9 protein-coding genes are annotated in these 20,261 nt (G+C 59.9%); 3 read left to right on the plus strand and 6 right to left on the minus strand.

Annotated elements, in window-relative coordinates; genetic code table 11:
• The first annotated feature begins 3 nt into the window (after positions 1–3).
• Complete coding sequence (locus tag ACA051_RS08410; RefSeq protein ID WP_497374363.1) at positions 4–600, plus strand: tRNA-uridine aminocarboxypropyltransferase; 597 nt, start codon at positions 4–6, stop codon at positions 598–600.
• Positions 601–745: 145 nt separating this feature from the next.
• Here the strand turns inward: ACA051_RS08410 and ACA051_RS08415 are convergent, their stop codons facing one another.
• The 3 genes from ACA051_RS08415 to ACA051_RS08425 are packed head-to-tail and all read right to left on the minus strand — an operon-like array spanning position 746 to position 5,660.
• Positions 746–2,113, minus strand: coding sequence for an HlyD family type I secretion periplasmic adaptor subunit (locus tag ACA051_RS08415; protein ID WP_094468566.1), 1,368 nt, complete (start codon positions 2,111–2,113; stop codon positions 746–748).
• A 9-nt stretch (positions 2,114–2,122) separates the two neighbouring features.
• Positions 2,123–4,282, minus strand: a complete 2,160-nt coding sequence (locus ACA051_RS08420; RefSeq protein ID WP_497309089.1) for a type I secretion system permease/ATPase — start codon at positions 4,280–4,282, stop codon at positions 2,123–2,125.
• Positions 4,283–4,301: 19 nt separating this feature from the next.
• Positions 4,302–5,660 carry a TolC family outer membrane protein gene (locus ACA051_RS08425; protein ID WP_497309091.1) on the minus strand — a complete coding sequence of 453 codons (1,359 nt, stop codon included), beginning with the start codon at positions 5,658–5,660 and terminating at the stop codon, positions 4,302–4,304.
• Between the two features lie 590 nt (positions 5,661–6,250).
• On the opposite strand from ACA051_RS08425, the gene ACA051_RS08430 reads away from it, so the two are divergent.
• Positions 6,251–13,447 carry a retention module-containing protein gene (locus tag ACA051_RS08430; protein WP_497374365.1) on the plus strand — a complete coding sequence of 2,399 codons (7,197 nt, stop codon included), beginning with the start codon at positions 6,251–6,253 and terminating at the stop codon, positions 13,445–13,447.
• 392 nt (positions 13,448–13,839) lie between these two features.
• Here the strand turns inward: ACA051_RS08430 and ACA051_RS08435 are convergent, their stop codons facing one another.
• Entirely contained in the window at positions 13,840–14,199 is a 360-nt protein-coding gene (locus tag ACA051_RS08435) for a DUF6124 family protein (RefSeq protein WP_497374367.1), read from the minus strand.
• 934 nt (positions 14,200–15,133) lie between these two features.
• Between ACA051_RS08435 and ACA051_RS08440 the strand changes: the two genes are divergently transcribed.
• Positions 15,134–16,465 (plus strand): IS110 family RNA-guided transposase, encoded by a 1,332-nt coding sequence (locus tag ACA051_RS08440; protein WP_497373144.1) that lies wholly within the window; start codon positions 15,134–15,136, stop codon positions 16,463–16,465.
• Between the two features lie 192 nt (positions 16,466–16,657).
• Here the strand turns inward: ACA051_RS08440 and ACA051_RS08445 are convergent, their stop codons facing one another.
• Both ACA051_RS08445 and ACA051_RS08450 read right to left on the minus strand, forming a co-directional pair.
• Positions 16,658–17,017 (minus strand): DUF6124 family protein, encoded by a 360-nt coding sequence (locus ACA051_RS08445; RefSeq protein WP_497309095.1) that lies wholly within the window; start codon positions 17,015–17,017, stop codon positions 16,658–16,660.
• A 451-nt stretch (positions 17,018–17,468) separates the two neighbouring features.
• Complete coding sequence (locus tag ACA051_RS08450; RefSeq protein WP_497374369.1) at positions 17,469–20,237, minus strand: immunoglobulin-like domain-containing protein; 2,769 nt, start codon at positions 20,235–20,237, stop codon at positions 17,469–17,471.
• Between the last annotated feature and the right edge of the window lie 24 nt (positions 20,238–20,261).

Consider the following 20,261-nt stretch of genomic DNA (forward strand, 5'->3'; position numbering starts at 1 on the left):
AACATGTCCAGAATCCAGTGTCCACGTTGCCTGCGCCCACAAACCCATTGCCTGTGCCCGTTGATCCCGAGCCTCGACAGCCGCACCCGGGTGTTGCTATTGCAGCATCCGAGCGAAGTGAACCATGCGCTGAACACGGCGCGACTGGCCGCGTTGGGCTTGAAGAATGCCGAGTTGATTGTCGGCGAGGTGTTCGAGGATTTGCCGGTGCTGCTGAATCCTCCGGGGTATCAAGCGCGGTTGTTGTTTCCGGCCGACGATGCGCAGCCGTTGCAGGCGTACACCTCGAATGACGAGCCACTGTTGCTGGTCGTCCCGGACGGTACCTGGCGCAAGGCGCGCAAGATGTTGCACCTCAATCCATTGCTGGCGGCGTTGCCGAGGGTGACGTTGGTGGATGGCGGCGTGTCTCGCTATCGACTGCGCAAAGCCCCCGGGCCGGGAGCGTTGTCGACGGTGGAAGCGATTGTTCAGGCGTTGCAGACGCTGGAAGCGCCGAGCTCTTTTGAACCTTTGTTGAAACCGTTCGAGGCGTTGATCGAGGGGCAGATTGCGGCGATGGGAGAAGAGACCTTTTTGCGTAACCATGGGCCAAAATAGTGGGTGACAGAGGGGGCTCTTCGCGGGCAAGCCTCGCTCCTACAGGAGTGAGGTGTGCCGATGTTTTGTGAACGACATCAACCCCGTAGGAGCGAGGCTTGCCCGCGAAGACGGCAGCACAATCACCAACTAACCCGGCAAGAAACTACCGTTCCCGCATCGCCTCGGTCCTGGCTTTCAACACCGGTTTCAACAGGTAATCCAACACGCTTTTCTCGCCCGTGATGATGTCCACCGTCGCCACCATCCCCGGAATAATCAGCAACGGTTTCACATCCCCGCCCAAGTGATTCTTGTCGGTCCTCACCTGAATCAGATAAAAGCTGTTGCCCTTGTCATCGGTAATCGTGTCCGCACCAATCAACTCCAGCTTGGCAGTCAGCCCGCCATAAATCGTGTAGTCGTACGCACTGAACTTGACCATCGCTTTCTGCCCCGGATGCAGAAACGCCACGTCCTGCGGCCGCACCTTGGCTTCGATCAGCAAGTTGTCTTCAATGGGGACGATCTCCACCATGTCGCTGCCGGGCTGGACCACGCCGCCGATGGTATTGACCTTCAGCACTTTGATAATCCCGTGCACCGGCGACACCACGGTGGTGCGGGTCACACGGTCATCGATGGCAATGCTCGAGGCTGTGATTTTCGACAGGTCGGTGCGTTTCTCATTCAGCTCTTTCGCCGCGTCCGAGCGGAAGGATTGTTCCGATTCATCAATCTTGCTTTTGATCTCGTTGATCGCCGATTCCGCCCGAGGAATTGCCAGTGTCGTGGCGTTCAGCGAGCCGCGAATCTCCACGGCGCTGCGTTTGAGCCGCAGGATTTCCACCGGTGAAACCGCCCCGGTGCCCACCAGCGGTGCGGACATGTTCATCTCTTGTTGCAACAAGGCCAGGCTCGAACTGAACTGCCCCTGCTTGGAGCGGAATTCCGCCAGTTCCTGGGTTTTCTGCCGAAGTTGTTCACTCAGCGTCCGTTGCTCACTGGCCAATCGGCGCTGGCGTTGTTCATACAGCGAGCGCTCATCCTCGGCCACTTGCGGTGCCTTGGCGATGACCTCCGGCGACAGCTTGAATGGCCGGCCTTCCGCTTCAGCCGACAGACGTTCGACCTGCGCGGTCAAGGCATAACGATCCGCTTCGCTCTCGCCCTTGTTCGACAGAAAGCGCGTGTCATCCAGGCGCAGCAAGGTGTCGCCCTTGTTCACCATTTGCCCTTCGCGCACAAAGATCTCGGTGACGATGCCGCCCTCAAGGTTCTGGATCACCTGGACCTTGCTCGACGGGATCGCCTTGCCTTCGCCCATGGTGACTTCTTGCAGCACCGCAAACTTGGCCCAGACCAGTGCCGTAATCAGCAAGGCTGCGGCCAGCCACACGGTGATTCGCGACCAGCGCGGAGAATCCTGCAGCGAGGCGCCGGCGGTTTCCGGCATGAATTCGCTCTCGGCGGTTTTGCCGAAGCTGCCGAAGTAGCCCCGGTCTTGTGGCGTGTCGGATGATGAACGGGCCATGGGTAGCTCCTAGACAGCCGCAGAGCCGACACGGCCCTTGCGCAGTGCATCGATGACCGCTTCTTTCGGACCGTCGGCCACGATCCGCCCGTTATCCAGCACCAACAGCCGATCCACCAGGCTGAGCATCGAGGTGCGGTGAGTCACCAGCAGCAAAGTCTTGCCCTGCACCCAGCCGTGGAGTTTCTGCCGCAAGACGTCTTCGCTGCTGTTGTCCATGGCGCTGGTGGGTTCGTCGAGCAACATGATCGGCGGATCCAGCAACAAGGCCCGGGCCAGCAGCACTGCCTGGCGTTGACCGCCGGACAGCAACTGCCCGCGTTCGCCCACGGGCCGGTCAAAACCTTGCGGATGTTGACGCGCCAGCTCGGTGACGCCGGTCAGTTCGGCGACTTCGAGCATTCGTGAATCGCTGATGTAACGCGCGCCCAGCGTCAGGTTGTCGCGCAGGCTGCCGGCCAGCAGCGGCAGGTCATGGGCGACATAACCGATTTGCTGGCGCAGGTCGGCGACATCGAGTTGCCGCAGGTCCAGGCCATCGAGCAGCAACTGGCCTTCTTCCGGCGCATAGAACCCCATCACCAAGCGCGCCAGGGTGCTTTTGCCCGAGCCGCTGCGACCGATGATGCCGATCCGTTCGCCGGGTTTGACGCTGAAGCTGACGTTGGCCAGGGCCGGGGCGTTCTGCCCGTTGTAGTGGAAGGTCACACCGCTGACATCCATCGCGCCTTGCAGTTGCGTGCGCTCCAGCGGCCGCTGGTTGGCGTCGCGCTCTTGCGGCAGGGACATCAGCGCATCGGTGCTTTTCATGGTCAGTTGCGCTTGCTGGTAGCGGGTGATCAAACCGGCGATCTGTCCCAAGGGTGCAAGCACGCGGCTGCCGAGCATGTAGGTCGCCACCAGCGCACCGACGCTGAGGTTGCCGGCGATGATGCTGTAGACCCCGGCGACGATGGTCGCCATGCCGGAGAATTGCTGGATGAACAGCGTGCCGTTGGTGGCCAGCGCCGAGAGGTTGCGCGCATGGCTGTCGAGGCGGGTGAGGGCGCCGTGGGTGCTTTCCCATTTGTGCTGGCGTTCGCTTTCGGCGCTGCACGCTTTCAGGGTTTCCAGGCCGCCGAGGGTTTCGATCAGCAAGGCCTGGCGTTCGGCGCCGAGGCTCAGGCTTTTCTGCACGGTGTCGCGCAGGCGGACCTGAATGATCATGGCGAAAATGATCGTGATCGGAAACGCCAACAATGGAATCACCACCAGCCAGCCGCCGAGCAGGCCGATCACCACCAGCATCAGCACAGCAAAGGGTAGGTCGATCAGGCTGGTCAGCGTGACGGCGGTGAGGAATTCGCGCAGGCCCTGGAAGTCGTGGATGCTCTGGGCGAAGCCGCCAATGGTCGCCGGCCGCGCTTTCATGGCCATGCCGGTGATGCGTTCGAACAAGGTCGCGGAAAGAATCACATCGGTCTTCTTCCCGGCGGTGTCCAGCAAGTGCGCGCGCACCACCCGCAGCACCAGTTCGAAACCGGTGCCGATCAGCAAGCCGATCGACAGCACCCACAAGGTCGACGTGGCCTGGTTTGGCACCACGCGGTCGTAGGTTTGCATGACGAACAGCGGCACCATCAACCCCAAAAGGTTGATCAGAAAACTCGCCAGAATCGCATCGCTGTACAGCCATTTCGACAGCTTCAAGGTGTCGCGAAACCACGCTTCCACACGCGGCACCAGGGGTGAGCGCAAGTCTTCGAGTTCATGGCGTGGCCGGGCGAACAAGGCCTGGCCACTGTAGTTTTCGGCCAATTCTTCACGGCTGACCCATTGTTCTCCACCGTCCGCTTCGCTGGGCAGGATCAGCAACCGGCCGTCATCGCCGAAGCGTCGCAGGATGGCGGTGCGGCCGTTGTTGAGGATCAGCATCACAGGCAGGTTGAGCGCGGAAATGTCCGCCAGTTCGCGGCGCAGCACCCGCGCCTGCAAGCTGGCCCGGGCTGCTGCGCGGGGCAGCAGGTCCAGGCTCAGGCGTTGTTTGTTGAGGGGCAGCCCGGCACTCAGGCTGGCGCGACTGACCGTCGCGCCGTGGAGTTTACAGAGGATCAACAGACCGTCCAGAAGCGGGTCATCGAAGCTCAGGCGCGGATCGACACCGGTGTTGCCGGGTTCCATGCTGGTCACATTGATCGCCCCCAGTGAGCTATTTCAGTTCAGGCAAACGCGCTTCGTTTTTCACTTCTGTCTGGGCGATCGCATCGGCGGGCAGCACCACCCGTTGCTTGCTCAGCAACTCGCCCATGTTCGCCAGCACGCGGTACATCGAGTATTCCTCGGTGTAGCGCACTTCGGTGTAGCGGCGATTGGCGTTGTAGAGCTCGTTTTCACTGTCGAGCAAGTCGAGCAGGGTGCGTTGGCCGAGGCCGAACTGGTCCTGATACGCCAGGCGCACGCGCCGGCTGGTATCCGCGTATTCGCGCGCAGTCGGGGTTTGTTTCTTGGCATTGACCATGGCGTTCCAGGCCAGGTGGATGTTCTCGTTGAGTTGGCGCAGGGCGTTGTTGCGGATGTCCATTGCCTGGTTGATCTGATGCGCATCGGAAGCCAGGCGAGCCTTGTCGCTGCCACCGCGGAACAGGTTGTAGTTCATCACCACGCCCACGCGCCATTCGTTGTCGTGGCCTTCATCGCCCTGAATGTTGTTGTTTGCGCCCACCGCTGCTTCAGCGTCGAAACGTGGGTAGAACGGCGACTTGGCGACTTCGTATTGGCTCTCGGCCGATTGCACGTCAGCCTGGGCGGATTTCAGGTACGGGTTGTTTTCCACCATGCTCTGCTGGGCTTCCGGCAGGGTGCCGGGCAGTTCGCCGCGGATCGACGGCGGCGCTTCGAGTTCATCGGGCACGCGCCCGACGACGGCGTAGAAATTCGATTCGGCATCCGCCAGATCGACTTCGGCGGTGTCGAGGTTGTTTTGCGCCAATGCCCGGCGAGCACTGGACTGATCGGAGTCGGCGTTGCTGCCGACGCCACGCTGGGTGCGCAGGCCGATCTGGTCGTTGACCCGCAAGTGAGCCTGCAGGTTGTTCGTGGCCAGGGTCACCAGTTCGCGGCGCTTGAGCACTTCGAGGTAGACCTCGATGGTGCGCAATGCCAAATCCTGAGCGGTGCCTTGCGCGTAATAGGCCCGGGAGTTGACCACGCCTTTGGTGCGTTCGACTTCGTTGGCGGTGTTGAACCCGTCGAAGAGCATTTGCCGCAAACGCAGCTCCGATTGGGTGTAGGTGAGGATTCTGGTGTTGTGATTGCCGAACGCCCGGGTGTTGGTGTTATCGCTGTACCCGCGCCCGTAGGCGGCGTTCAGATCAACTGATGGATAAAAGCCCCCCTTGGCGACTTTGACTTGCTCATCCGCGGACAGGCGCGAGTCTACGCGCGACGCCAGTTCCGGGTGGGTTGCAATGGTGCTCTGGATCGCCTCGGTCACCGACATGGCTTGGGCCTGGGATGTGCAGGCCATGGCCAGCAGAACTGCGCTGCATAGGGGGGTTAAAACGCGCATGAGTACATCTCCCTGATTCCTGATGGTTCTTTATCAGTCGCCAATTATTTGACGGCATTTATAAGCAAAACCGTTTCATGCTTGTAACAACGTAGCTAAGAACATTCTAGAGCGTAGCTAAGAAATTTTTTTCATAGGGTTTATTCCAAAAAAAACTTATGCGCTCTGCAAAATCCAGCACATTGTTCACTCTGAAAGCCCTTGATTTAGGAACTCTAGGGAGCATTCGAGGGGTTGAGGAAAGTTCCATCCACTTATCGACATAGGGCGGAGAAGTGCTGGAGGGGAGGGAAGCGAAACGGTTTTGAGGCGACAGTTTTTTGTCGCTCTACAGGTTCAAAATCGTTACGCATCGCACAAAAGGCAATATGGCTGCGATTGGAGCCCCAAGGTTGTTGATTACATTGGGGTTTTGCCAAAAACGGACACATTGCCCACGAGCGACACGCTTGGCGAGAATTTCGCCGGGGCAGCGGCTTACTCGGGTAAACGCGCCCCGCAGGCGATCCGCCAGGCAACCTGCTTCAACCATGAGCACGTTCTTCGCACAAACAGGGTGCCGACAGCGGTTGGCAGCGGAGGAAATGCACATGGCAACGCTCATCGGTATCGTCAGTAAAGTCATTGGTCAGGTGTTCGCGGAAACGAGCGGCGGCACACGACGTGCGCTGGTCGAGGGCGATCGATTGTTCGCCGGCGACCAATTGATCACCGGGGCCGAAGGCGCGGTGGCCGTGCATTTGCAAAACGGCCGGGAACTGACCCTCGGGCGTGGCAGCAGCCTGCAAATGACCTCCCAGCTACTGGCGAATCAGGCGTCCCATGTGGATACCGCTGAAGCGGTGACGCCGACCCAGGCGCAACTGACCGATGTCGAGCAACTGCAAAAAGCCATCGCGGCCGGCGATGACCCGACTCAAACCGCTGAAGCCACGGCGGCCGGACCTGCTTCGACTGGCGCACCTGGTGGGGCGGCAGGCGGTGGCCACAGTTTTGTCATGCTTGAAGAAGTGGGCGGGCGGGTCGATCCCATCATTGGCTTCCCTACCGCGGGCTTCAACGGCATTCCCGAATTTCCGCTGGAACGTCTGGCCGGTGACCCGGACAACGGCGACAACGGCGACAACGGCGACAACGGTGCCGGTTCAGGGGGCACGGGTGTCATTCCCGTTCCTGACGCGCCGAACAACCCGGTCACCCTCGCGGGCCTGTCGGTGGCGGGCGGCGAACTGACCCTCAACGAAGCCAACCTCGCGGACGGTTCTGCCAGCAATCCGGGCGCGTTGATCCAGAACGGTACCTTCACCGTGTCCGCGCCTGACGGGCTGACCAGCCTGAGCATAGGCGGGATCAACGTGATCACCGGCGGGGTGGCTGCCGGCTTCCCGCAGTCGATCACCACCCAGTTGGGCAACACCCTGACGATCACCGGTTACAACCCGGCCACCGGCGTTGTGAGTTACAGCTACACCTTGGTCGGCAACGATACCCATTCGGCCAGCGAGGGGGCCAACAACCTCAGCGAACAGTTCACCGTCGTCGCTAATGATTCCAATGGCGATACCGCCACCGGCACGCTGGACGTCAACATCACCGACGACGTGCCCAAAGCGGTCGATGACAGCAACGCAAATACTGCCTCGGAAACCCTGCTGACCCTGACCGGCAATGTGCTGCCCAATGACTCGCAGGGGGCTGACCGCATTCCCACCGGGCCCAACAGCGGGCCGATCATCGGTGGCACCTTCACCGGGACTTACGGCACGCTGGTGCTCAATCCCAACGGCAGTTACACCTACACGCTGAACACCAGCGATGCCGATTTCAAGGCGCTGCACGGCGGCGGCAGCGGCACCGAAACTTTCACCTACACCCTGACCGATGCCGATGGCGACACCAGCACCGCCAACCTGGTGCTGCAAATTCAAAACAACGACGACCCGGTCACGATCGACGGTCTCAACGTCGAGGGCGGCGAACTCGTTGTCTACGAGAAAAACCTCAGCGACGGCAGCAGCCCCGATGCACCGGCACTGACCCAGAGCGGCACCTTCACCATCACTGCCCTCGACGGCGTGCAAACCCTCAGCGTCGGCGGCATCAACGTGGTGGTTGGCGGCGTGTCCGCCGGCTTTCCGCAATCGATCGTCACGCCGCTCGGCAGCACGCTGACCATCACCGGGTTCGACAGCGCCACCGGCGTGGTCAGTTACAGCTACACCCTGGCCGATAACGAAGCGCATCCGACCGCCAACGGCGCCAACGGTATCTCCGAGCAGTTCGCCGTCACCGTGGTCGATGACAACGGCACCACCGCCAACGGCAATCTAGACGTCAACATCGTCGACGACCTGCCTCAGGCCGTGGATGACAGCAACACCGGCACTGCTTCGGAAACCCTGCTGACCCTCAACGGCAACGTGCTGACCAACGACGTGCAAGGCGCTGACCGCGTGACCGTCGGTGAGAATGCCGGCCCGATCACTCCCGGCACCTTCACCGGGACTTACGGCACCCTGGTGCTGAACGCTAACGGCACATACACCTACACTCTGAACACCAGCGACGCTGACTTCAAAGCGTTGCACGGCAATGGCAACGGTACGGAAACCTTCACCTACACACTGACCGATGCCGACGGCGACACCAGCACCGCCAACCTGGTGCTGCAAATCCACAACAACGATGATCCGGTGACCATCGATGGCCTCAACGTCAATGGCGGCGAAATCACCGTCTACGAGAAAAACCTCAGCGACGGCACCAGCCCGAACGCGCCCGCCCTGACCCAGAGCGGCACCTTCACCGTGACCGCCCTCGATGGCCTGCAAACCCTGACCGTCGGCGGCATCTCGGTGGTCAGCGGGGGCGTGGCCGCAGGCTTCCCGCAATCGATCGTCACCCCGTTGGGCAGCACGCTGACCATCACCGGCTACAACCCGGCCACCGGCGTGATCAGCTACAGCTACACCCTGGTGGACAACGAAACCCACCCGAACGCCAATGGCACCAACAGCCTCACCGAGAACTTCAACGTGGTGGCGACGGACACCGACGGCAGCACCGCGTCGGGCCAGATCAATGTCAACATCGTCGATGACCTGCCCACCGCCAACCCTGATCACGCCTCGGTGGGCGAGGGCGCGACCGTCTCGGGCAACGTGCTGGATAACGACATCGGCGGTGCCGACGGCCCGGCGCTCAGCGGCGCGGTGATTGGCGTGCGCGCAGGTTCGGACACCTCGACCTCGGCCATTGGTGGCCTGGGCACGAACATCAACGGCACCTACGGTTACCTGACCCTGGACGCCAACGGCAACGCGACCTACCACAGCAATCCCAACGCGGTGAACGGCCCTGGCGCGACTGACGTGTTCACCTATACCGTGCGCGATGCCGATGGTGATGAAAGCACCACCACGATCACCATCGATGTGTACAACAGCGGCATCAAAGCGGTCAGCGATACCGACGTGACCGTCTACGAAAAAGCCCTGGACCTGACCAAGGACGGACAAGACCTGGCGGCCGGCACGGTCATCGGCAGCGATCCAACCAGCACCGGCGAAACCGCCAAGGGCACGCTGGTCGGCTCGGTCACCGGCGCGACCGGCGCAATCACTTACACGCTGGTGGGAAGCGCCACGGGCAACTATGGGCAGATCCAGCTCAACCCCAACGGCACGTACACCTACACCCTGACATCGCCTGCGACCACCACGCCGCCTGCCAACGACGGCGCGAATTCGCTGACTGAAAGCTTCACCTACCAGGCCACCGATTCGCTGGGTAACAGCACCACCAGCACCATCGTGGTGAAAATCGTCGATGACGTGCCAAAAGCCTTCAACGACAGCAACACCGGCACAGCGTCGGAGGCCGCGCTGACGCTCAATGGCAATGTTCTGACCAACGACGTCCAGGGCGCGGACCGCGTCGCCACCGGCCCGAACGCCGGGCCTGTCACCCCGGGCACTTTCACCGGTACTTACGGCACCCTGGTGCTCAACGCCAACGGCACGTACACCTACACGCTGAACACCAACGATGCCGATTTCAAAAACCTGCACGGCGGCGGCACGGGCACTGAAACCTTCGCCTACACCCTTACGGATGCCGACGGCGATACCAGCACCGCCAACCTGGTGCTGAACATCCAGAACAACAACGACCCGGTCACGCTCAACGGCCTCGATGTGTACGGCGGCGAACTGACCGTCTACGAGAAAAACCTCAGCGACGGCACCAGCCCGAACGCGCCCGCACTGACCCAGAACGGCACCTTCACCGTGACCGCACTGGACGGTCTGCAAACCCTCACCGTGGGCGGCATTGCGCTGGTCACTGGTGGCGTGGCGGCAGGCTTCCCGCAATCGGTGGTCACCCCGCTCGGCAGCACGCTGACCATCACCGGTTACAACCCGGCCACTGGCGTGGTCAGTTACAGCTACACCCTGGCGGACAACGAAACCCATCCGAACGCCAACGGTGCCAACAGCCTCACTGAGAACTTCAACGTGGTGGCGACGGACACCGACGGCAGCACCGCGACGGGTCAGATCAACGTCAACATCGTCGATGATTTGCCGACGGCCAAAGCGGACACGGCGAGCGTGGTCGAAGGCGGCACCGTCAGCGGCAACGTGCTGGGCAACGACATCAAGGGCGCCGACGGCGCGGCAGCCGGTGGTGCGGTGGTTGGTGTGCGGGCAGGCTCGGACACGTCGTCCTCGGCCATTGGCGGCCTGGGCACGAACATCAACGGCACCTACGGTTACCTGACGCTGGATGCCAACGGCAACGCGACCTATCACAGCAATCCCAACGCGGTGAGCGGTGCGGGCGCCACCGACACGTTCACCTACACCGTGCGCGATGCCGACGGCGATGAAAGCACCACCACCATCACCATCGATGTGTCGAACAACTGCATCAAAGCGGTCACCGACACCGATGTCACCGTCTACGAGAAAGCGCTGGACCTGACCAAGGACGGGCAAGACCTGGCGGCCGGTACTGTCACGGGCAGCGAGCCCGGCAACACCGGCGAAACGGCCACTGGCACCCTAGTCGGCTCCGTCACCGGCGCGAGTGGCGCGGTCACGTACACCCTGGTCGGCAGTGCCACCGGGACCTACGGACAAATGCTGCTCAACCCCAACGGCACCTACACCTACACCCTGACCTCGGCACCGAAAACCTCGCCGAATGCCAACGACGGGCCCAACACCCTGAGCGAAAGCTTCACCTACAAAGCCACGGATGCACTGGGCAACAGCTCCACCAGCACCATCGTAGTGAGCATCGTCGACGACGTACCCAAGGCGGTCGCTTCCGATCGTTCGGTCGCCGCGGTCGAGATCGATTCCAACCTGCTGTTGGTGATCGACGTCTCCGGCAGTATGGCCGACGCGTCCGGCGTTCCCGGGTTGTCGCGGTTGGCGCTGGCCAAGCAGGCGATCAGTGCCTTGCTCGACAAATACGATGACCTGGGCGATGTGAAAGTGCAGATCGTCACCTTCAGCAGCAACGCCACCGACAAGACATCGATCTGGGTGGATGTAGCGACCGCCAAGTCGATCATCTCCGGCCTGACTGCCGGCGGTGGCACCAACTACGACGCGGCTGTCGCGACGATGCAAACCGCGTTCAACACCTCGGGCAAACTGACCGGGGCGCAGAACGTCGGCTACTTCTTCTCCGACGGCAAACCCAACGAAGGCGACATTGGCACCGCAGACGAAACCGCGCTCAAAGCCTTCCTCGACGCCAACAGCATCAAAAACTACGCGATCGGCCTGGGCAGCGGCGTGAGCAACGCCAATCTCGATCCGCTGGCCTATGACGGCAGTACGCATACCAACACCAACGCGGTGGTGGTGACCGATCTCAACCAACTCAACTCGGTGCTGTCGGGCACGGTAGTCGGTGCGCCAGTCACCGGCACCTTGCTCGAAGGCGGCACGTTCGGCGCCGATGGCGGCTTCATCAAAACCCTCGTGGTCGACGGCACGACGTACACCTACGACCCTAAAGGCAACAGCAATCAGGGTTCGTTGAACTTCAGTGGCGGCGCCAACCACGGCACGTTCAACACGGTGAACAACAGCATCAGCATCGCCACCAACAATGGCGGCACCCTGGTGGTCAACCTCGACACCGGCGAGTACACCTACACCTCGCAAAAAACCACGGCAGTGGTGATCACCGAAAACATCGGCTTCACCGCCAGCGACAACGACGGCGACCTGGCCAGCTCCACGCTCACGGTCAAAGTCATTCCGAACGCGGCGCCGGTGGCGGCCGATGACCACATCATCACCAACGTGCTCTCGGGCAACATCGTGGTGCCGGGTGAATTGCTGCTGGCCAACGACACCGATGCCGATGGCGATCCGCTGACGGCTTCACCCACCAACTTCAACACCGGCTGGATTTCAAAAAGCGCCGACTTCACCGGCACTGGCGCGATCAGCTTCTCCTCGACCGGCAACAACACCGCCAACCAGGTCCTGGCGAATGTGCGCAACGCCTTTGCGGCAAACGCGGCGACCATGACGGCGGTTCTGGTGGTCAGTGGTTATCTGGGCGGGGTGACCAACGCCAATGCCAACGATGAGGACCGGATCACCGTCAACCTCAAACAGGGCGAAACCCTCAACCTGGACCACAACCTGGCGGGCGGTCATATCGTCATGAAGTATTCGCTCAACGGCGGCGCGTGGATCGCCCTCGCGGACGGGCAAACCCTTACTGCGGCGGCGGACGGGACGTATCAGATTCACATCACCAACATCGACGACGGTGGTCCGGGCAACAGCGGGAAGGGGGCGGAAAACTACCAGCTGACCATGACCCTCAACTACGCCGGGGGCCATGACATCGCCCCCGATGCCCACGGCACCTACACCGCCAACGACAACCACGGTGGCAGCGACAGCGCGGGCGTGACCATCAGCTATCAGGACGGCCACACCCTCACCGGCACCGCAGGCGACGATGTGTTGGTGGCGGGCACCGGTAACAACGTCCTCAATGCCGGCGACGGCAACGACGTGCTCACTGCCGGTTCTGGCAACAACGAGCTGCACGGCGGCGCCGGCAATGACTTGCTGTTCAGCGGCACCGGCAACGACTTGCTCGACGGCGGCACCGGCACCGACACCGTGAGCTATGCCCACGCCACCGCTGGGGTCACGGTCGACCTGAGCCTGGCCACCGCGCAAAACACCGGCGGCGCTGGCACCGACACCCTGACCGCCATCGAAAATCTCACCGGCTCCAACTTCAACGACTCGCTCACGGGCGATAACTTCAGCAACGTCATAACCGGCGGTTTGGGCGACGACATCCTCAAGGGTGGCGGCGGTGACGACTTCCTGATCGGCGGCCTGGGCAACAACACCCTCACCGGCGGGGCAGGGGCCGACACCTTCCAGTGGCTCAAAGGCAACAGCGGCCACGACGTCGTTACCGACTTCACCCCAGGCACCGACAAACTCGATTTGTCGCAACTGCTGCAAGGCGAAAACGGCACGGCGGCATCGCTGGATGACTACCTGCACTTCAAAGTCATCGGCAGCGGCGCCTCGGTACTGACCAGCATCGACGTCAGCGCCATGGCCGGTGCGGCACCGAACCAGACCATCGACCTGGCGGGTGTCAACCTGGCGAGCCATTACGGCGTCACACCGGGAGCGGGCGGGCTGGTCGCGGGCGGGCATGATACCGCGACCATCATCAATGGCATGTTGAATGACCATTCGTTGAAGGTGGATACCGTGTGATCTGAAGGCTGACATCCGAAACGACAAAACCCGCCATTCCCGATAAAGGAATGGCGGGTTTTTTGTTGTCTGTGAAATCGCCTTCGTCGGATCGCCGCCGGGAGCAAGCCCGCTCCCACATTCGGTCTTCAGTGAACACAAAGCAGGCGAACAACCCAGATCAACTGTAGGAGCGAGCCTGCTCGCGATGAGGCCCGAAAGACCACCACAAAACTCACAGCCTGAAGAGCTGTTGTGGCGAGGGAGCTTGCTCCCGCAGGGCTGCGAAGCGGCCCCAAACCATTCACCGTGATTTCTGCAATTAAACCGCATGCGCCTGAATGACGACGGCTTCGCCGCCGAGCGGGAGCAAGCTCCCTCGCCACAGTAACGTGTTCGCCGCAGACTCTTCGCTAACCCTGCGGCACGAAATTATCCAGCATCCGGTTCACCGCCAACTCCCCCAGCATCACCACCTGCTGAATCCCCAGCACCGTGTTGCGATGTGAGCCCTCCATCAACCCCGCAAAATTACTCAGCATCACACTCGCCGACGCCAGGGTTTCACAGGCGTTGACCAGCAGGGTCTCGTCGTTGGTGTCGGGGTCGATGGAATAGATAGTGCTCGGTTTGCGCGGGATGTCTTTGGGAACGACCGGTTTGAGGTAGTAATCGAGGGCGCGGTCGGCGGCCTCGTTGAGTTTTTTGGAATCGGGGGTTTCGTAGGGGGACACGTCGTCGGTTTCGGGTGGGTTGGGTGTGATCTTGAACATGGTGAAACTCCTTGATGATTGGAGTCGTCACCCATCGCTGCTAAACGAAAAGGGTGGCGGCTGTACGCGGGTTAGCAGACCAGGCATCAAGGAACCCGGCGCACCGAAGTGCCCCACGCAAAGCCGCCATAACGTAGAGCAACTGACGAAAACTGTGTCGGTTGATCAGAGGCGACACTGACGTGCCTTGATATTCTCCGAGCTGCTAAACCCGATCGCTGATTTGTCAGCGACCGGGAAACGATAGAGGCCCGGCTCAAGGCGCACAAGCCGGCGGATTCTGGCGCAGTCGTAGGCAACGGCGCAAGGATGTGTAGCCTTGGTCAGTGTCAGGAGATGTCTTTTAAACATCGCCGTTTAATACACACTCAAGGTCCGGTGATCCATACACCGAATGGATAAATAGATCCGTCCCCTTTTGCCTTGCCTTTTGCCTTGACGCCGTGTGACCTGAAGGCTGAAACGACAAAACCCGCCATTCCTGGGTAAGGAATGGCGGGTTTTTTGTTGTCTGTGAGATCGCCTTCGTCGGATCGCCGCCCGGAGCCGGCTCGCTCCCACATTTGATCTTCAGTGAACACAAAACAGGCGAACAACCCAGATCACTGTGGGAGCGGGCTTGCCCGCGAAGAGGCCCAAAAGACCACCACAAAACTCACAGCCTGACACGCTGTTGTGGCGAGGGAGGCCCCGCGCCGTCTTCGACGCCGCGCTGTCGCGCAGCAAACAGGTTCATCGTAAAGTTTGAAGAACGCGCGCGGGGCAAAGGCCGTAACCAGCACTGGTGTGACAGCACCCGAGAGGGAGAGTGGCCTGCACGGTATCGGCGTGGAGTCGCTGACGGCATGGCGTAAGCCATGACCTCGTATAAGAGAGTGAATCCGTTCGCCACCGTGTACCCCGCGCGCGTCGTTCAATCCTGCGAGGAATTGTCATGGCGCGCAAGAACCAGAAGCGTTTTGAGATTATCCATCATCACTGTGCCGGCATTGATGTCGGCCTTCGCGAACACTGGGTCGCCGTGGATTCAGGGCGATGTGATCCGCCTGTTCGTCAATTCTCCACCTTCACCGACGACTTGATTGCTTTGGCCGACTGGCTCCAGTCACTGAACATCAACGTGGTGGCCATGGAGGCGACGGGGGTCTACTGGATCCCCCTTTTCGAAGTGCTGGATGCACGCGGATTCGAGGTTTACCTCGTCAACTCGCGCGCCACCCGGCAGACCTCAGGTCGCAAGTCCGATGTGCTCGACTGCCAGTGGATTTGGCAGCTCATGACCCATGGCCTGCTCAGCGGTGCGTTTCGCCCTTCGGATGAAATCTGCTCAATGCGCTCTCTGGTCCGTCAGCGAGCCAATAAAGTCTGCGATCAAGCCAAGTCCATCAATCGCATGCAAAAAGCCTTGAGCCAGATGAACATCCAGCTGGCCCAAGTCATCAGCGATATCACCGGGGTGACGGGCCTGAAGATTTTGCGGGCTATTGTCGGCGGCGAGCGTAACCCTGAACAACTCGCAACGATGAAAGACGGGCGCATCAAGGCAGATCAGGCGACCATTGCCCGCAGTTTGCATGGCAACTGGCGAGCCGAGCACTTGCATGCTCTGAGTCAGGAATTGGCCTGCCATGACTTTCTGGAAACCCAGATCGCCGAGTGTGACCGGGCCATCGCCCAGGCACTTGAGCGACTACCGGTTCTTGAGCATGAACCAGTGGCACCCGGCAAGCCGCTGCGCAGCCCGCACCGCTCGACCGACCAACAGCAAGCGTTGCACCGGGCATTGAACAAGGTAATGGGTGTGGACCTGACGGCTATCCCCACCATCGGGATTGATACGGCGCTGGTATTAGCCAGTGAATTGGGGCCGGATTTGTCACGTTTTCCCACCTCTCAGCACTTTTGCTCCTGGCTGGGCGTGGCACCGCCTACGCGGATATCAGGAGGTAAACCGCTTCCAGGGAAAGCACCGAAAATCATTAATCGAGCAGCTCAAGCGCTTAAGCAAGCGGCTTCCAATGGGCGACAGGACAAAAGTTTCATCGGCGCCAGCCACCGCGCCCGCCTGACGCGGATGGACACCAGTTGCGCGATCAAAGCCACCGCACACCAATTGGCGCGGCTGATCTACGCCATGCTGACGAAGGGGCAGCCCTATGTTGAGAAGGGAATTGAAGAGTTTGAAGAAAAAAGCCGCAGCCGACAGCTGCGCGCTCTGGAGCGAAAAGCACGCAAGCTAGGCATGCAACTGGTCAAAGCAGCATGATTTTTCAAGAGCAAAAACAATGGGTTATTTTTTGTTTGATAAGAGCTTGCTCCCGCTGGGTTGCGAAGCAGCCCCCAAACCATTCACCGCGATTTCTGCAATTAAACCGCATGCGCCTGAATGACGACGGCTTCGCCGCCGAGCGGGAGCAAGCTCCCTCGCCACAGGAATGCGTTTGCCGCAGGTTCTTCGCTAACCCTGCGGCACGAAATTATCCAGCATCCGGTTCACCGCCAACTCCCCCAGCATCACCACCTGCTGAATCCCCAGCACCGTGTTGCGATGTGAACCCTCCATCAACCCCGCGAAATTACTCAGCATTACACTCGCCGACGCCAGGGTTTCGCAGGCGTTGACCAGCAGGGTCTCGTCGTTGGTGTCGGGGTCGATGGAATAGATAGTGCTCGGTTTGCGCGGGATGTCTTTGGGAACGACCGGTTTGAGGTAGTAATCGAGGGCGCGGTCGGCGGCGTTGTTGAGCTTTTTCGAATCGATGGATTCGTAGGGGGAAACATCGTCGGTTTCGGGCGGGTTGGGTGTGATTTTGAACATGGTGAAACTCCTACAAGAAATGGAGCCACCAAGACCTGTCGCTAAACAAGTAAGGGTGGCGGCTGCACGCAGGTTAGCGAACCGGGTGTAGGCGCCCGGCAGACTCGAAAGTCTCCCGCGCACAGCCGCCATGACATCAACCGCAGACATGAACAGTCTGCAAGAGAGTTTGGAGCGCTGTTGCGCCTACATAGGTTCGGGTCGCTAAACCCGATCGCTGATTTGTCAGCGACCGGGAAACGATAGAGCCCCGGCACAAGGCGCACAAGCCGGCGGATTCTGGCGCAGTCGTAGGTAACGGCGCAAGGTTGTGTAGCTTTGGTCAGTGTCTGGAGATGTCTTTTAAACATCGCCGTTTAATGCTCGCTAACGTTCGAGATAGAGACAGATAACTAACCGGACCTACTCCTCGTCTATTTTTGGTTCGAACGGCTCATCTGACTCGCTAAAACTAGAGACCTGTAGATTCAGTCCAGTACCCAAACAGCAACGTACCGTCCGCATAGAGCGATGATCGACTGAACTGAACGGGTCCACCCGTATTTCGAACAATTGAAATTTGAGTTTTGGAGTTTTCTGGAGCGATGATGCCGAGATTCACAGCGAATCTACTTGACCGTCTAGACGCGATTTGTACTCGGCGATCTGTCAAGCTATTGGCAATCATCGTGCCGCCAACGCTACGAACGTGCGCTTTTCCATTCGCTAAAGTTGATCTTGGCGTGTATTCGACATGGATGACGTTAGCCGTTTGAACCTCAAAAGATTTTTGCTGACGAGCAGCATCGCGCACCCAGATTCTAGTGGTGCCATTGCTTTCGCTACGAACCACTCCGTGACGATCTATTGTCGCTATCTTTTCGTTTTCTGACTCATAGGTATAGGGAGGAACGCCCCCCGATGCTGCCCGGTTTGCAGCCGTGCCGAGGGCATCGACACCCGAATAATAACCTTCAGTGGCAAAAGTATGTTTAAAAGAGAAATTCTCCCCTAGCAAGAGCAAACGCGAGGTATCCACAATAAGCTCCGGAAGAGCTGGCGCCACTTTGACCGTATAGCGCCGTATTGGAAAACTCACCCTGTTCAGGTCAGCCACTTTGCCAAAATTAACCTTGAACGTAATCGTCAGAGCACTTCCGTTCCGGAGAGTCTGCAACCACTTCAATGGGATCGGTCGGGTCAGGCCATGCGTTTCGTAATGCGGCACGCCATTGAGGTCATCGTAAAAAACTGGCGTACCGTTGCTATCAAACCCTTCATACCGTAGCCACACAAATTGTCCCGCCAATTGAAGCAACCATTGCGCAATACTTGATGTATCGCCAGCCACCAGTTTTGTAACATCCAGATCCAGTCCTGTGCGATTCGCGATGACCGGCATTGGAAGCCGCGGATCCCCATCTACTATCGGATTCACCCTCAACATCAGCGCGTCCGACTCGGCAATCTCTCGCCCTCCCCGAATCAGCACCCACGACAATTGCGGTACTTTACCGAGCCATGCGCCGAGAAACACCGCATTGAGGGAAAAGACGGTCTGACGGTTCTGATCGAGCGGTTGAACCGCAAACGCCGGTGAATCTGGCAAGCGATTGAGCAGTTTCAGTTGCGCCTGATCTCCGGATAACGCCCCCGTGAATGCGACGCGAACGTTTACGCCCTGGGCGTGATTCAGCAGGTCGAGGGGGTTAGTGGCCGGCGGTAGCAGAACCGGTGGCTCCAGTACAATTTTCGCCGCATCGCCAAACATCAACTGCAGCAACTGCGAAAACACCTCGACCTCACCCGGGTTGGTCACCGTGCATTGCACCGTCAAAGGAGTGCTGGCGTAGGGGGCGATGTATTTGGCAGGCACCTGGAAGATGACCGGCTGTGCCGGGTCGGTGACGATCAGTTGGAAAATGAACAGCGCCGTAATCCCGTCCTGATCGGTGGTTTGCCAGTAAAGTTTGACGATCGCGCCTTTTTTCAAAGGCCAGTATTCGGCGACCTGCACCGTGGCCGTGGCGGTGTCGACCGGCAGCTTGTTGTCTACCAGAGGTGCAACAGTCGGTAGCCCCAATGGCTGGGACGTGCCAGTGAACGTGGCATCGGCGGGTTTCGAACGCTGGGTCTTGCCTGCCTTGGTCAATGTATAGGTGGCCCGCGCCGAACCGCCAATCAGGTTGCGTACCCACTCGTTTAACACCGGAAAGTCCAGGGATCTGCTCGCAGCGGTCAGCGTCACGCTGAAAGTGTGGGTGACCGGGTCGCCCCCTTTGGTGAGCCCGTCCAGGGTCAGCTTGATCAGATCGTTGATCGCAAAGACACCGGTGACCAGGATCACCATGGCTGCGCCTGCGAGCCCATTGTGATTCACCACATTGTCGGGATCAGCCTTCTCAAAAATCGGTGCGGCCAGTAACACCATGCCGGGTTTGAACGTGAGGATGAGCGCATCTGACCAGCCGCTGGCGTTCTCCACCACGTCGAACGCTTCCCAGCGCACCACCAGGCTGTTGGTGGGCGCCAGGGTGGCGAGCATTTCCGGGGTCAGTTCAAAGACTACATCCCCCAATGCGGTGACAGTGCTCTCCAGAAGCAAAGACCCGAAGGCAAGCACCACCACGTCGCCGATGGACTGATTGAAATATTCCAGCACGGTCACGAACATGCCGTCATCGATCACTGTCTGATCGACGACGCTTTCCGAGGCGACAGGCAATTTGAGGCCCTGGTTAAATGGCTTGCCGCCGTCGGTGTCCGCTTCGCCCGGTGCCGGGTATTTGTAAAACAGCGGAACGGGCGGCGCTTGTTCAGTGCCGTTGCCGCTCACGCGCTCAACCTCGAGCCAGAAGTCTTTGTTCTCTGGTTTCAGCGGCAGAAACCTGGCTTCCATCTTTTGGGCCGAAATATAGAACGGAATGTCTTTCGCTTTCCCTTGAGCATCGAAATGCGCTTCGGTGACCGAAAATTCAGCGACGGGAGCGTTTTTTGTTTCGATGTAAACCCTGATGTTGTCGCCAATGGCCATGTTCAGATAGGCGAGGATGTAAACCAGCAAGCCGTCGCGGTCGCCATGCACCATGTTGATATTGATCCCCAAAGCTCCATCGCTCTGCGGTTTGAAACCAACAGGGTAGGGCGGGACGACAGCCAGTACGCCGAGCCCGCGATCGGGTGGAAATACCACGATCTGTCCATTATGTGCGGGGGCAGAGTTTGTCACTGGGGTATTCATGAATGCGTACCTTCCGTAGAGGCG

Source organism: Pseudomonas sp. LBUM1669 (genome assembly GCF_059695705.1).

Excerpts from the sequence above, each read along its gene's own strand:
- ACA051_RS08415 (WP_094468566.1), bottom strand. The coding sequence starts at position 2,113 with ATGGCCCGTTCATCATCCGACACGCCACAAGACCGGGGCTACTTCGGC.
- ACA051_RS08435 (WP_497374367.1), bottom strand. The coding sequence starts at position 14,199 with ATGTTCAAGATCACACCCAACCCACCCGAAACCGACGACGTGTCCCCC.
- ACA051_RS08425 (WP_497309091.1), bottom strand. The coding sequence starts at position 5,660 with ATGCGCGTTTTAACCCCCCTATGCAGCGCAGTTCTGCTGGCCATGGCC.
- ACA051_RS08430 (WP_497374365.1), top strand. The coding sequence starts at position 6,251 with ATGGCAACGCTCATCGGTATCGTCAGTAAAGTCATTGGTCAGGTGTTC.
- ACA051_RS08445 (WP_497309095.1), bottom strand. The coding sequence starts at position 17,017 with ATGTTCAAAATCACACCCAACCCGCCCGAAACCGACGATGTTTCCCCC.
- ACA051_RS08440 (WP_497373144.1), top strand. The coding sequence starts at position 15,134 with ATGGCGCGCAAGAACCAGAAGCGTTTTGAGATTATCCATCATCACTGT.
- ACA051_RS08410 (WP_497374363.1), top strand. The coding sequence starts at position 4 with ATGTCCAGAATCCAGTGTCCACGTTGCCTGCGCCCACAAACCCATTGC.
- ACA051_RS08450 (WP_497374369.1), bottom strand. The coding sequence starts at position 20,237 with ATGAATACCCCAGTGACAAACTCTGCCCCCGCACATAATGGACAGATC.